The sequence below is a fragment of the Erythrobacter sp. S158 genome (assembly GCF_057364915.1).
In genome coordinates this window covers 144,812-157,777 of sequence record NZ_CP200279.1, presented here as the reverse complement: position 1 = coordinate 157,777, position 12,966 = coordinate 144,812, and the positions used below count along the sequence as shown (strand labels likewise).

Here is a 12,966-nt window from a genome sequence, read left to right as displayed (position 1 = left end):
GTACGCAGGCCAAATCGTAAGATATTCATACACGATCGAGGAAAACCCCGCGTGAACGAGCGCCAGATAAGCATTGAGCCCGTCTCAGACAAGAAAGGGCGTGCGCGCTTCGTCGATCTTGGGCGCGATTTTGCCGCAAAAGTGCCCAATTCCGTGCCGCAACTGCGCAGCGAACAGCTTGAATTGGTCAATCCGGACAAAAACCCGTTTTTCGGCCATGCTCGCGCGCAGCTCTTCATCGCACATCGAGGCGGGCGTCCGGTGGGCAGGATTTCGGCTCATATTGACGAACTTGCCCTGCAGATGCCGCCAGAACAGGGCTTCGGCCCTGGCACCGGCATGTTCGGCTATTTCGATGCCGAGGATGAAGACGTCGCAAAAGAGCTGCTGCGCACAGCTCAGGAATGGCTCGCCAAGGAGGGGATGACCAAGATCGTCGGTCCCATTTCGATGTCTATCTGGGAAGAGCCGGGTCTGCTCGTTCGTGGCCAGGATCATGCTCCGGTTATCATGATGGGCCACCATCCGGCACAATATGCGGGCTGGATCGAAAATGCCGGATTTGCTCGCGCCAAGACGCTCTACACCTACGATCTCGACGTCAGCCACGACTTCCCGCCACTGATCCAGCGGATCGTCAAATCGGGCGAACGCAATTCCAAGATCACGGTCCGACAGGTTCGCAAGGCCGACTGGGATGAAGAGGTCGACAAGATTCTCGGTATTCTGAACGACGCCTGGTCCGACAATTGGGGTTTCATCCCGCTCACCCCTGAAGAGATCGCGCATACCGGCGTGAAGCTTCGGCCGATCATCCATGAAGAACTGAACATGATCGCCGAGGTCGACGGGCGCGCGGTGGCTTTCATGCTGACCTTTCCCGACGTGAACAACGTTCTGGCGCGCACGAATGGCAAGCTGTTCCCCTTGGGCTGGTTCCACATGCTGCGCTGGCTCAAGAACCCAACCGGTTCGGACATGCGCGTGCCGTTGATGGGCGTGCTCAAGGAATTCCAGAATTCGCGGCTCGCCAGCCAGCTGGCTTTCATGATGATCAGCTACATCCGCCAAAACGCATCGCAGCGCTTTGATTCGCAGCGCGCAGAGATTGGCTGGATCCTCGATGACAATCAGGGGATGGTAGCAATCGCAGATGCCATCGACAGCTCGATCAACCGCGAATATGCGATCTATGAAAAGCCGCTTTCGGCAGGCTGATCACAAGTCTTGAGAAGGAAAGATTAAAGGCCTCCACTTACGGAAAGTGGAGGCCTTCGGGATCGTATCACAGCCGCTCGGACGGGAGAAGAATCGGCAGTGACAGAAAATAAATGATCTCCCTCAATTTCGGTTCCCAAACATTTTTCGAAAAATGTATACAAGGTTGCTGCACACGCTTGCCGCGCGGGATCTCGGCAAAGCGGTTGCAGCAAATGCAAGAGCCGTCTAGGCGACTAAGTCATTGAAACAGAACCAAGTGGCGAACGGAGAGTCGGCCATGAGTTTGAGCCAAAAAATTGCATCGCATTTGCCATACCTCAGACGGTATGCACGTGCTCTTACTGGCTCGCAGGCAGCCGGCAACTCGATGGTGCGCCTGACGCTTGAAACCGCTCTCGCGGACGAGGCCCTGAGGCAGTCGCTCAACGAAGGCAGAGTTCCGCTCTATCGCCTCTTCCTCCAGGTTCTTGCCAAAGAAAAAACAGAAAGCCCGACAAGCGCGGCCGATGCATCCAAGCGCGAAGCCGCTGCGCAAGGCCGGCTGGGCGGAATCACGCCTGCAAGCCGCAAGGCACTGCTGCTCACGACGGTAGAAGAGTTCTCCCTCGCCGAAGCAGCACAAGTGATGGAACTCGATCTCGACAAGGTCGAGGCCCTGGTCGCGGACGCAATCGCAGAGCTTAACAGCGAACAAGCGGCACAGGTCATGATCATCGAGGATGAGCCGATGATCATGGTCCAGCTGGAAGATCTCGTGCTTTCCATGGACCATCAAGTTTGCGGCAGGGCGACCACCCACAAGGAAGCTATCCGGGCGGTGCAGGCTCACAAGCCCGACCTTGTCCTTGCCGATATCCAGCTTGCCGATGGGTCTTCAGGGGTCGAAGCTGTCGCGGAAATCCTTACCCAGATCGATGTCCCGGTGATCTTCATTACCGGGTTCCCCGAAAGGCTGCTGACCGGCGAAACTACCGAGCCCACTTATCTGGTTACGAAACCATTCCGCGAGGAAACCGTTAAAGCAACTATCAGTCAGGCCCTGTTCTTCGCGTCACCACGGCACAAGGCTGCCTAGACCTTGTCACTAGGCATGCGAGAAAAAGAGATGCAATTTGGCATGAAGCCTCGGGCACTGTAGGGCTAGGCGGGCACAGAGCGAAGCATGGCAACCGAGAAGAAATCCGAAATCGACCCTTCGTCCAGCGAAGGCGACAAGACTTCCGACAAGGAAAATGAAGCACCGGCATGGGCTGATGGGCTCAAGGAGCTTTACGATTCGGTTGTCGACGAACCATTACCGGACTCGTTCCTTGAGCTTCTGGAAAAGTTCGACGATGAGCCGGCTGCCAAAGACAGCGACCCGAAAGGCACCGGCAAGGGTTCAGCTGATACTTCGGATAAGTCCAACTGATGGGTGATGCCAAGCAACCACCACCCGTGAGAACTGCGGCTGAACGCGCGCAGTTCAAGCGCGACCTTACCGAAGTCGTCCCTCACCTGCGCGCATTTGCACGCGGCCTTTGCGGGCATCCCGATCTTGCCGACGATCTGGTGCAGGAAACGCTGCTCAAGTCGTGGGCCGCGCAGGACCGGTTCCAGCCGGGAACTTCGATCCGCGCATGGACCTTCGTGATCCTTCGCAACGCCTATCTCACCGAGATGCGGCGCAACCGGTTCCGAGGCGACTACGATGAGACGACAGCAGAGCGCATCCTGACCGCGCCTGCCGACCAGGAAGAACCGATCCACCTGTCCGACCTGCATCGCGGGCTCCAGGCCTTGCCGCCGGAGCGGCGCGAGGCGCTGTTGCTGGTGGGCGCTGGTGGTTTTTCCTACGAGGAAGCAGCCGATATCTGCGGCTGTGCGCTTGGCACCATCAAGAGCCGCGTGGGGCGTGCCCGTGCCGCGCTCAATGACATGCTGAGCAAGGGCAGTCTGCCTGACGAGAACCGCGGAAAGGACAGCGCTCATCGCTCGATCCTTGATGAGCTGGACCGTGTTGTGGGCGGCAGCGCGAAAGCATCGCCCTCCGAATAAAGTGAGAAGCCGGTCGGCGGCTAAGACCTAAGTGCTTGCGCGCGCTAGGCGCACTGCAATACAGTCCTGCCTGAACGCCAGGGGGGCATGCATGGACAGCGAGGGAACTGACAAGACCGCAGTGTCGGACGACGCGTCGCCCGCTCGCTCGCGTTCGCTGGAAGAATTGCGGCTTCTTTCCGCGCTTGTCTTGCTTCTCGGCTTTGGCGCCTTTCTCGCGCTGCCCTTCGTCCTGTCGCATATGTCAGTAGTGTTTCTGCCAATTGTCGCGGCACTGGTGCTGACGATCCTGCTTTCCCCCCTTGCCGACTGGATGGTTCGCTCAGGCATTCCCAACGCGCTCGCTTCGCTGAGTTCGCTGCTCATGTTCTTTGGCGTCTTGGTCGCTGCGCTCGCCCTAATCCTTCAACCGGCTGCCGCGCTCTTCGACCGGATGCCGGAAATCATCGCGCAGGTGAGCGAGCGGTTCGCCGAACTGCAAGCCGAGTTTGCATGGGTGTCGGGCATCGACGAGCAGATGTCGGGCGCGATGGGCGAAGGCGACACGCGCGAAGTCGTGATCGCCGCGCCCAGCATGCTCGAAGAGATCGCATTCGCAACGCCCAGCGTCGTCGTGCAGGTGCTGGTCATGTTCCTGATGGCGTTCTTCATGATCGAAGCGCGTGGCCGGATGCGCCGCAGTCTGCTGTTCGACCGCGCTAGCTTCGGGTCGAGCGTGCGAGCCGCACGCGCCATCCGCGAAGTGCAGGACCGCGTGGCCGCCTACATCATCACGGTGAGCATGATTAACGCAGGGCTTGGCATAGTCGTGGGCCTCGCCGCATGGGCCTGGGGGCTCGACGCTCCAATCATGTGGGGCGGGCTCGCCATGATCCTGAACTTCATCCCTTATATCGGCCCGCTCGCACTGATGGCGCTTCTCGCCGTGTTCGGGTTGGGAACAGCGGACACGATCTGGCTCGGCCTTGTTCCGGCGCTTTCCTACATGGTCCTTAACGCGATCGAGGGGAACGCGGTCACGCCTTCGATCCTCGGCGCGCGCTTTACGATGAGCCCGGTTATGATCCTCATCGCGTTGTCCTATTTTACCTGGATTTGGGGCGCGATTGGCGCGCTGTTGTCGGTCCCGATCCTGCTGACGCTGACGGGCCTGTTCGACCATATCGGCAAGCCCAACGTGATCGGGTTCCTGTTCGGCGAACCCCTGTTCACGGGCGAGGAGCCCGAAGCGCCGCTCCCCGAAGGGCTCGGCTGACTATTGCCGCGAGCGGTCGACCGCGCTCACAACCGCAACGTTCATCGTCACATTGGCAAGCGTGCGCATGATATCGGGCAGCATCTCGACCGCGACCAGCAGCGCCAGCGGTTCAATCGGCACACCCATGGCAAGCGCGATGGGGCCGATCGACACGACAAAGCTGATAGAGCCGGGCAGGCTGACCGACCCGACCGAAATGATCACGGCCACCGCAATCCCTGCCAGCATTAGCGGCCATGCCACCTCAATCCCCGCCAGCTGCGCGACATACAGCGCGACGGCGAGGTTCATCGCCACGCTGGTCGCGCGGAAGATCGCAACGGCTAGCGGCAGGACGAACTCAGAAGTCGCCTCTCGCAAGCCCAGGCGCCCGGCGCTGTCCAGCATGGCAGGAAGACTGGCGAGCGAGCTTTGCGTAGAGACTGCGACCGCCTGTGCCGGGATCAGCGCCTTGGCAAAGCGCAGCGGCCCAATACCGCCGAGCACCGCCGCGATGACGTAAGCCAGCACGAGAATGAACGCACCCATGCCCGCAACGACAAGGATATAGTGCGCAAGCGCCGCAAACGCCCCGCCCCCGCTCTTGAGCCCTACGCCGAAGGCCAGCGCCAGCACGCCGGCAGGCGCCGCCCACAGCACCCATCCGATCACGACCAACATCGCGTTGGCGATGGCATGAAAGAAGCCGAGCAACCGCTCACCCTGCTCATCGGGAAGGCGGGAGATCGCGAGCGCGAACAGGGCAAAGAATACTGTCAGCGGAAGCATCGAAGTCTCCGCCGCCGCCGCGATCACGTTTGGCGAGACGAGAGATGCCACGAAATCGAGGATGTCGGGCACCTGCTGCTCGCCGTCGGGCACTTCGGCCAGAAAGGCGCTCGCCCCATCAGGGATCGGCACGGCGGAAAGCAGCGGCGGCAACACGCTCGCGGTGAACAGGCCGCCAAGGATCGACACGCCAAGCACCAGCGCGATGAAATAGCGTGCCGCCGCACCCGCCCTCGCCGCACGGCTCATTTGCGCGATGCCGAGCACCAGCAGCGAAGCGACCAGCGGGATGATGGTCATCTGAAGCGCGCGCAGCCATAGCGTGCCGACCAGCGCGGTCGTCTCAAGGAACCAGTCGGGCAGCGCAGCACCGGCGAGCAGGACACCCGCGCCAAGGCCTGCAATCAGCGCAATGAAGGTCGCAACGACCGGCAGGCGGATCGTGACGAGCTCGAAAGGGCTGCCTGCGTCTTTGCCGATTGCCTCGCCGCCGGGCGCCTCTGGGGTGCTGTTCAAACCGTTTTCCTTGCCTCGGCGCAATTCTCGCCGGATTGCTCATGCGAGGCGACAGGCCCCTTCCCTTCGCGCGTTACCTGCGTCATTAGCGCCTGACAATTCCAACACCGACCAGCGATGGGGGCAGTTTCAAGATATGGCGCGCAAGTTCTTCGGTACTGACGGGATCAGAGGCCGCACCAATGCAGGCGTGATGACAGCGGCGACCGCCATGAAGGTGGGACAAGCAGCGGGCCACTATTTCGTGCGCGGCGGCCACCGGCACCGGGTCGTGATTGGCAAGGATACGCGCCTGTCGGGCTACATGATGGAGAGCGCTCTGGTCGCGGGCTTCACTAGCGTCGGCATGGATGTGATCATGACCGGCCCCCTGCCCACACCGGCCATCGCGATGTTGACCCGCGAAATGCGCGCTGATCTGGGCGTGATGATATCGGCGAGCCACAATCTGTTTCCCGACAACGGGATCAAGCTGTTCGGCCCCGATGGTTTCAAGCTGTCGGACGAGGCCGAGGCCGAGATCGAGGCGCTGCTCGATCAACAGCCGCAGCTCGTGGAGGCCGAAAAGATCGGTCGCGCACGCCGGATCGAGGATGCACGCGGGCGGTATATCCACGCGATCAAGGGCTCGGTCGGCAATGAAGTGCGTTTCGATGGCCTCAAGGTCGTGGTCGATTGCGCGCACGGAGCGGCGTATCAGGTTGCTCCCAGCGCGATCTGGGAGCTTGGCGCAGAGGTCGTGACGCTTGGTGTCGAACCCAATGGGATAAACATCAATGACGGCGTCGGCTCGACGGCAATCGAAGCGGTTCAGGCCAAGGTGGTCGAAGAAGGCGCGGATATCGGCATCGCGCTCGATGGCGATGCTGACCGGCTGATCGTGGTCGACGAGAAAGGACGCAAGGTCGACGGCGACCAGATCATGGCCGCGATCGCCACACGCATGCATGAGAAGGGTGCGCTTACCGGTGGCGGCGTGGTGGCGACAGTCATGTCGAACCTCGGGCTTGAGCGCTATCTCGGCGGGCTCGGCCTCACGCTCGAACGCACCAAGGTCGGCGACCGCTACGTGCTCGAGCGAATGAAGGAAGGCGGCTTCAACGTGGGCGGCGAGCAGTCGGGGCACATGATCCTGCTCGACCATGCCACCACGGGAGACGGCACGGTTGCAGCGCTCCGAGTAATCTCCAGCCTCGTTCGCTCGGGCAAACCCGCCAGCGAAATCCTGCACAAATTCGAACCTGTGCCCCAGCTTCTGAAGAATGTCCGCTATGATGCAGGCGCTCCGCTCGAGAACGAGACCGTGAAGGCGGTAATCGCCGAAGTCGAAGGCGAGCTTGAAGGAAAAGGCCGCCTGGTCATTCGTCCATCAGGGACCGAGCCGGTCATTCGCGTGATGGCCGAGGGTGACGATTCCAGTCAGGTCGAAAACGTCGTCGACCGCGTGTGCGACGCGGTGCGCGCAGCGGCTTGACGATGGCGAAGAAACCGCCACGCATCCTGTCGATTGCCGGTTCGGACTCCTCCGGGGGTGCTGGGATTCAGGCTGACATCAAGACCATTGCGATGCTCGGCGGCTATGCGATGACAGCGATCACCTCGGTCACCGCTCAGAACAGCGTCGGGGTGCAGGCGATAGCTCCCATGTCGGGCGACGTGGTCGCGCAGCAGATCGCTTCGTGCGTCGACGATATCGGCGTGGATGCGATCAAGATTGGGATGCTACACGATGCCGAGATTATCGCATCCGTGGCCGATGCTCTCGAGGGCGTGTCGGTCCCGATCGTGCTCGATCCGGTGATGATCTCGACCAGCGGATCGGCGCTGATCGATCCGAAGGCCATAGCGGCGCTTCGCGACACGCTGTTCCCGCGCGCTGCACTGATCACCCCCAACGTGCCTGAGCTTTCTCACCTTCTGGAACGCAGCCTCGGCACCTCGCTTGAGATGGCAGAAGCGGCAGAGGAGCTTGCGAACAAGTGCGGCGCTGCCGTGCTCGCCAAGGGCGGGCATACCGAAGATGCTCGCATCGTCGACGTCCTCTACGCGCCCGACAGCGCACTGGGCGCACGCGCGGTGCAGTTCGAGCATGCCAGGATCGACACGCCGCACACGCATGGCACCGGCTGCACGCTTTCATCGGCAATCGCGACGCTGCTAGGCCACGGCCAGCCGCTCGAACATGCTGTAAGGCTGGCGCGCAACTTCGTTCTGCGCGCCATCGAGGAAGCGCCCGGTTTTGGTGCAGGCAATGGGCCGCTGGGCCATCACGCCGTCAGGAGCCTGAACTAACGCTGGTTATTGTTCGAGTTCGTAGAACTTCGACACGCAATCCCACGCCTCTTCGGCGGTTTCGCACCAGCTGAACAGGTCCAGATCGCTCTTCGCAATCGTGCCTTCTTCGGCAATCGCTTCGAAGTCGACGACGCGCTCCCAGAAGTCCTTGCCGAACAGCATGATCGGGATCGGCTTCATCTTGCCAGTCTGGATCAGGGTCAGAAGCTCGAACAATTCATCGAACGTGCCAAAGCCGCCCGGGAACACCGCAACAGCGCGCGCGCGCAGCAGGAAGTGCATCTTGCGCAGGGCGAAGTAGTGGAAGTTGAGCGACAGGTAAGGCGTCACGTAGGAGTTGGGCGCCTGCTCGTGCGGCAGCACAATGTTGAGGCCGATGCTCTCACCGCCCGCATCGCTTGCGCCGCGATTGCCCGCTTCCATGATCGAAGGCCCGCCGCCGGTGGTGACGACGAACTGGCGCTTGCCATCTTCGATGATCGCCTTTTCAGAAACGAGCCGCGCGAGCTTGTAAGCCTCGTGGTAATACTTGGCCTTGTCGGCGAGGCTTTGAGCGACTTTCTGCTCGTACTCGCTACCATTCTTGGCCGCGTCGATCTTGGCCTGCGCCTCTTCGGGTGAAGGGATACGCGCAGAGCCATACATCACCATGGTCGAGCCCACGCGCGCTTCGTCGAGCAGCATTTCGGGCTTCAACAGCTCAAGCTGGAAGCGCACCGGGCGAAGCTCGTCGCGCAGCAGGAAATCGTGGTCGCGGAAAGCGAGCTTGTAGGCGGGATGCTCGGTTTGCGGAGTGCGTTCGGGAGATTCGTCGGCGAACCGGCTCTCTTCGCCGGCACGGTAGAACTTGCGGTCTGTTAGGTCTTTTTCAGTCATAGGAGAACGCCCCTAGGCCCGCCGCGTGACAGCGGCAAGGCAAATGAATTTGCCGTGTTAGCGGTTTGTTAAAAGAGGGAAGTTGGATGCCCCGTGAGGATTCGAACCTCAATTGACGGAGTCAGAGTCCGTAGTCTTACCATTAGACGACGGGGCATCAGCGCGAAGGGACCAAGGAATCAGTGTCCGGCGCCACGCGAGAGGGGGCATCTAGTTTTGTGCGAAGGCTGGGTCAAGGGCGACTTGCTTGCTCTTGCGCAGAGCTTGGGTTAGCGTCGCCTTCAGGTGCTGGCGCAAGAGGTTCGCGTCAGTGATTAGGAAAGATCAGGTTTATGGCGGATGCGCTTCCGCCGGACGAAAACAGGAGAGCTGGTAAAAAACGGAGCGGCAAGTCCGGCAAGGTAGCCGATTTTCGCTACAAACGCTCCAGCCAGCAGGGAAAAGGGTCGCGCCAGGCAAATTCCCGCGCAAACGGTGCTCGCGCCAACGGCTCCGCAAAGCCGGAGGCAGTGCGTAGCCCGGCAAAGCACGCGCAGGCTCTCAACGACCCCCACCGCACCAATTTCAAACCGCGCAAGAACGAGGCGTACGCCGCGCTCGATCTGGGCACGAACAATTGCCGATTGCTCATTGCCCGTCCCTCTGGCCGTGACTTTACCGTAATCGACGCCTTCAGCCGGGTTGTGAAACTGGGCGAGGATTTGGCCAAGACCGGGCGACTGTCCGATGAGGCCATGGACCGCGCGGTGGGTGCGCTCGCAATCTGCGCTGAGAAGCTGCGCCGCCGCAATGTGCGTCTTGCCCGCTCGGTCGCGACCGAGGCTTGCAGGCGTGCTACCAATGGCGAGGAATTCATTGAGCGCGTGAAGCGCGAGACCGGCATAATGCTCGACATCATCACCGCTCAGGAAGAAGCGCGGCTTGCCGTCCTTGGCTGCCATATCCTTCTCGAATCGGGCGAAGGCCCGGCGGTGATTTTCGACATTGGCGGCGGCTCGACCGAGCTGGTGCTACTCAAGCCAGGCGGGAAGATCCCCGAGATCATCGACTGGCAGAGCGTACCCTGGGGCGTTGTCTCGCTCACCGACACGGTCGGGCGCGGGGAGTCGGGCCGCGAGGCGAGGATCGAGCGTTATCGCAAGATGCGCGGCATCGTCTCCGACGCCTTTGCCCCCTTCGCAGAGAGGATCGCCGATGCCGCTAAGAGCAGCGATATCCGCTTGCTCGGCACATCGGGCACGGTCACGACGCTCGCGAGCCTGCACCTTGAGTTGCCTCACTATGATCGCAAGGCGGTGGACGGGCTAATCGTACCCTCTGCCGCGATGCGCGATATCAGCGGAAGGCTTTCGGCCATGTCACCACAGGAGCGCAGCGAGCTCCCCTGTATCGGACAGGACCGCGCCGATCTGGTGGTGGCAGGGTGCGCCATTCTTGAATCGATCCTCGACCTTTGGCCGGCAGAGCGGCTTGGCGTGGCAGATCGCGGCATTCGCGAAGGTATCCTTCGCAGCCTGATGGCAGCCGAACGTCAGAGCGAGCGCAGCCTCAAAGCCTTGCATGAGAATCGCGCCGGTCGTCCAACACCGCGCAACGGAGAATAAGACTTGGCACGTTCAGGCCGCGACCCCGACAAGCGGGTTAAGACCGCAAAGAAGCGGACCGAAAGCTCGACACGCTGGCTGCAACGCCAGCTGAACGATCCGTATGTGAAGCAGGCCAAGGCCGATGGCTATCGCAGCCGCGCGGCCTACAAGCTGCTCGAACTCGACGAAAAGTTCTCGCTCCTGCGCGGCACGAGGCGCGTGGTCGACCTAGGCATTGCGCCGGGCGGTTGGAGCCAGGTGGTTCGCGCAAAGGCTCCGAAGGCAGAGATCGTGGGCATTGACCTGCTCCCGACCGAACCGATCGAAGGCGTTACAATCTTCGAGATGGATTTCATGGACGACGCTGCGCCCGAAAAGCTCGAATCGGCCCTGGGAGGCCCGCCCGATCTCGTCATTTCAGACATGGCGGCGAACACGGTCGGCCACAAACAGACCGATCACCTGCGCACCATGGCGCTGGTCGAGGCGGGCGCGTGGTTCGCGGTCGAGACGCTGGAGAGAGGCGGCGCGTTCGTTGCCAAGGTGCTGGCCGGAGGCACCGATGCCGAGCTGCTCAAGCTGCTGAAACGGCACTTCAAGACGGTCAAACACGCCAAACCACCCGCGAGCCGCAAGGGCTCGTCGGAGTGGTATGTCGTGGCGCAGGGGTTCAAGGGGCGCGAATAGCCCCCTGAGGTTACCGGGGCTTAGCCCTCGGCGGCTGCGGTTTCTTCGGAGGTCTCTTCAGCGACGTCCTGCTCGGCTTCTGCCTCGCCCTCGGCCGCTTCTTCGGCTTCTTCAGCCGGCGGCACGAATTCCGGCACCGGAATGCCCGAACCGTTCTCATTCATGTAGAGCGAGACAGCGGCGCGGTCTTCGATGCTCGACAGGCCGGCAAAGCCCATCTTGGTGCCGTCCATGTAGCCGCGCGGATTGTCGAGCCAGTTGTTCATCTCTTCCCAGCCCCAGTTGCCGCCAAAGCTCGCCATGGCGCTGGAGTAGGAATAGCCCGAGACGGCGCCGACCGGTGCACCCATGATGCCGTGAAGATTCGGGCCAACGCCGTTCGCGCCGCCGGCTTCGATGCTGTGGCATGCCGAGCACTTTGCGAAGACGCGCTCGCCATCGGCAGCGGTTACCATGCTCAGCGCTTCGGTGAAGGTCGGGCCCGAGGGGCCTTCTTCCACGTCCGGAAGCTCGATCACATAGCCCAGCGTTTCAGGGCGCTGCGGATCGTCGGCGTGAAAATACTTGCTCGCGAGGATCGAGAGGCCGAGGCCAACCACGCCTGCAAACAGGACCCAACCTGCGGCTGTGTTGAACATGTCGCCCGAGCCAGTTTCGGCTTCCGGCGTGCTCTTTGAAGAATTGTCGTTTGTCATCCCGGCGCTCCCTTAATGCCCCCCTCGCGCGCGTGCAAGGCGAAACGCAACATCTATTCGTGCACTATTCGCAAGCCCTCTTGCCGCCCCTGTATGAGAGCTTTAGCACGCCCGATACACATGAAAAGTTTTCCCGCACCTGCCCTGCACATTGTCGACGCGCTGCGCTCTGCCGCCGCGGCCGATCCTGTACGCGCCATTGCGTTCCAGGGGTCCCCCGGAGCGAACTCGCACCGCGCCGCGATCGAAGCGCGTCCCGACGCGTTGCCGCTGCCGTGTTTCGGGTTCGAAGACGCGCTCGAAGCGGTGAAGGACGGGCGCGCAGGTCAGGCGATCATCCCGATCGAGAACTCGCAGCACGGACGGGTCGCCGACATCCACTTCCTGCTGCCCGAAAGCGGGCTGTCGATCGTGGGCGAGTATTTCATGCCGATCCACCACGCGCTGATGGCGCCCGGCCCTCGCGCAGACGGCGACAGGATCGAGGCGGTTTACAGCCACCCACAGGCGCTCGGCCAATCGCGCAAGTATCTGCACGAGCGCGGGATCACGCCGCTGAGCTATATCGACACAGCCGGCGCTGCGGCTCATGTGGCCGAACTTGGCGACAGGACGATCGGCGCCATCGCTCCGGCTATCGCGGCTGAACATTACTGCCTCGAGATTATCGAGAACAATGTCGAGGACGCGCATGACAACATGACGCGCTTCGTCATCCTTGCCGACCGGCCCACTTTCATCACGCACGACGAAAGCAAACCGGCGATGACCACCTTCATCTTCGAGGTGAAAAACATCCCGGCGGCGCTGTACAAGGTGCTGGGCGGGTTCGCGACCAACGGGGTCAACATGACCAAGCTCGAAAGCTACCAGATCGGGGCGAGCTTTTCGGCGACCATGTTCTATGCCGACATTATCGGTGCACCTGGCGATCCGGCGGTCGACCGCGCGCTGGAGGAGTGCGCGTTTCATTCCAAGGAGTTGCGCCTGCTCGGCACCTACGAACAGGCCCGCAAACGCGGTTAAG

The 12,966-nt window shown here is 61.6% G+C and carries 13 protein-coding genes and 1 tRNA gene; 10 read left to right on the top strand and 4 right to left on the bottom strand.

Features of this window, described 5'->3' with window-relative positions; genetic code table 11:
• Window positions 1-51: 51 nt before the first annotated feature.
• The 5 genes from AC0V6T_RS00820 to AC0V6T_RS00800 all read left to right on the top strand — a co-directional run bounded on the left by AC0V6T_RS00820 (window position 52) and on the right by AC0V6T_RS00800 (window position 4,513).
• The gene (locus tag AC0V6T_RS00820) at window positions 52-1,218 is read left to right on the top strand and encodes an N-acetyltransferase (protein ID WP_486123473.1); all 1,167 of its coding nucleotides are present in this window, start codon (window positions 52-54) and stop codon (window positions 1,216-1,218) included.
• Window positions 1,219-1,498: 280 nt separating this feature from the next.
• The gene (locus AC0V6T_RS00815; protein ID WP_486123471.1) at window positions 1,499-2,296 is read left to right on the top strand and encodes a response regulator; all 798 of its coding nucleotides are present in this window, start codon (window positions 1,499-1,501) and stop codon (window positions 2,294-2,296) included.
• Between the two features lie 87 nt (window positions 2,297-2,383).
• Complete coding sequence (locus AC0V6T_RS00810; protein ID WP_486123469.1) at window positions 2,384-2,632, top strand: NepR family anti-sigma factor; 249 nt, start codon at window positions 2,384-2,386, stop codon at window positions 2,630-2,632.
• Window positions 2,632-3,258, top strand: a complete 627-nt coding sequence (locus AC0V6T_RS00805; protein WP_007165272.1) for a sigma-70 family RNA polymerase sigma factor — start codon at window positions 2,632-2,634, stop codon at window positions 3,256-3,258. The genes AC0V6T_RS00810 and AC0V6T_RS00805 overlap by 1 nt, the downstream gene beginning before the upstream one ends.
• A 91-nt stretch (window positions 3,259-3,349) precedes the next feature.
• Window positions 3,350-4,513 carry an AI-2E family transporter gene (locus tag AC0V6T_RS00800; RefSeq protein WP_486123466.1) on the top strand — a complete coding sequence of 388 codons (1,164 nt, stop codon included), beginning with the start codon at window positions 3,350-3,352 and terminating at the stop codon, window positions 4,511-4,513.
• On the opposite strand, the gene AC0V6T_RS00795 is transcribed toward AC0V6T_RS00800, so the two are convergent.
• The gene (locus AC0V6T_RS00795) at window positions 4,514-5,800 is read right to left on the bottom strand and encodes a dicarboxylate/amino acid:cation symporter (RefSeq protein WP_486123464.1); all 1,287 of its coding nucleotides are present in this window, start codon (window positions 5,798-5,800) and stop codon (window positions 4,514-4,516) included.
• A gap of 136 nt (window positions 5,801-5,936) precedes the next feature.
• On the opposite strand from AC0V6T_RS00795, the gene glmM reads away from it, so the two are divergent.
• Window positions 5,937-7,274 (top strand): phosphoglucosamine mutase, encoded by a 1,338-nt coding sequence (glmM, locus tag AC0V6T_RS00790; protein ID WP_486123462.1) that lies wholly within the window; start codon window positions 5,937-5,939, stop codon window positions 7,272-7,274.
• 2 nt (window positions 7,275-7,276) lie between these two features.
• Window positions 7,277-8,092, top strand: coding sequence for a bifunctional hydroxymethylpyrimidine kinase/phosphomethylpyrimidine kinase (thiD, locus tag AC0V6T_RS00785; protein WP_486123460.1), 816 nt, complete (start codon window positions 7,277-7,279; stop codon window positions 8,090-8,092).
• Window positions 8,093-8,098: 6 nt separating this feature from the next.
• On the opposite strand, the gene AC0V6T_RS00780 is transcribed toward thiD, so the two are convergent.
• Together AC0V6T_RS00780 and AC0V6T_RS00775 are read right to left on the bottom strand one after the other, a co-directional pair.
• On the bottom strand, window positions 8,099-8,971 hold the full coding sequence (locus AC0V6T_RS00780; RefSeq protein WP_486123458.1) for an LOG family protein: 873 nt from the start codon (window positions 8,969-8,971) through the stop codon (window positions 8,099-8,101).
• A gap of 83 nt (window positions 8,972-9,054) precedes the next feature.
• A tRNA-Gln gene (locus AC0V6T_RS00775) sits at window positions 9,055-9,128 on the bottom strand.
• A 175-nt stretch (window positions 9,129-9,303) separates the two neighbouring features.
• Between AC0V6T_RS00775 and AC0V6T_RS00770 the strand changes: the two genes are divergently transcribed.
• Both AC0V6T_RS00770 and AC0V6T_RS00765 read left to right on the top strand, forming a co-directional pair.
• Complete coding sequence (locus AC0V6T_RS00770) at window positions 9,304-10,575, top strand: Ppx/GppA phosphatase family protein (protein ID WP_486123456.1); 1,272 nt, start codon at window positions 9,304-9,306, stop codon at window positions 10,573-10,575.
• 3 nt (window positions 10,576-10,578) lie between these two features.
• Complete coding sequence (locus AC0V6T_RS00765; RefSeq protein WP_486123454.1) at window positions 10,579-11,244, top strand: RlmE family RNA methyltransferase; 666 nt, start codon at window positions 10,579-10,581, stop codon at window positions 11,242-11,244.
• 20 nt (window positions 11,245-11,264) lie between these two features.
• Here the strand turns inward: AC0V6T_RS00765 and AC0V6T_RS00760 are convergent, their stop codons facing one another.
• Window positions 11,265-11,939 carry a c-type cytochrome gene (locus AC0V6T_RS00760; protein WP_486123452.1) on the bottom strand — a complete coding sequence of 225 codons (675 nt, stop codon included), beginning with the start codon at window positions 11,937-11,939 and terminating at the stop codon, window positions 11,265-11,267.
• 120 nt (window positions 11,940-12,059) lie between these two features.
• Here AC0V6T_RS00760 and AC0V6T_RS00755 point away from each other — a divergent pair, with 120 nt between their 5' ends.
• Window positions 12,060-12,965: a prephenate dehydratase gene (locus AC0V6T_RS00755; RefSeq protein ID WP_486123450.1), complete on the top strand. Its 906-nt coding sequence runs from the start codon at window positions 12,060-12,062 to the stop codon at window positions 12,963-12,965.
• Window position 12,966: the final 1 nt, after the last annotated feature.

Excerpts from the sequence above, each read along its gene's own strand:
- AC0V6T_RS00815 (WP_486123471.1), top strand. The coding sequence starts at position 1,499 with ATGAGTTTGAGCCAAAAAATTGCATCGCATTTGCCATACCTCAGACGG.
- AC0V6T_RS00810 (WP_486123469.1), top strand. The coding sequence starts at position 2,384 with ATGGCAACCGAGAAGAAATCCGAAATCGACCCTTCGTCCAGCGAAGGC.
- AC0V6T_RS00805 (WP_007165272.1), top strand. The coding sequence starts at position 2,632 with ATGGGTGATGCCAAGCAACCACCACCCGTGAGAACTGCGGCTGAACGC.
- AC0V6T_RS00800 (WP_486123466.1), top strand. The coding sequence starts at position 3,350 with ATGGACAGCGAGGGAACTGACAAGACCGCAGTGTCGGACGACGCGTCG.
- glmM (WP_486123462.1), top strand. The coding sequence starts at position 5,937 with ATGGCGCGCAAGTTCTTCGGTACTGACGGGATCAGAGGCCGCACCAAT.
- thiD (WP_486123460.1), top strand. The coding sequence starts at position 7,277 with ATGGCGAAGAAACCGCCACGCATCCTGTCGATTGCCGGTTCGGACTCC.
- AC0V6T_RS00780 (WP_486123458.1), bottom strand. The coding sequence starts at position 8,971 with ATGACTGAAAAAGACCTAACAGACCGCAAGTTCTACCGTGCCGGCGAA.
- AC0V6T_RS00770 (WP_486123456.1), top strand. The coding sequence starts at position 9,304 with ATGGCGGATGCGCTTCCGCCGGACGAAAACAGGAGAGCTGGTAAAAAA.
- AC0V6T_RS00760 (WP_486123452.1), bottom strand. The coding sequence starts at position 11,939 with ATGACAAACGACAATTCTTCAAAGAGCACGCCGGAAGCCGAAACTGGC.
- AC0V6T_RS00755 (WP_486123450.1), top strand. The coding sequence starts at position 12,060 with ATGAAAAGTTTTCCCGCACCTGCCCTGCACATTGTCGACGCGCTGCGC.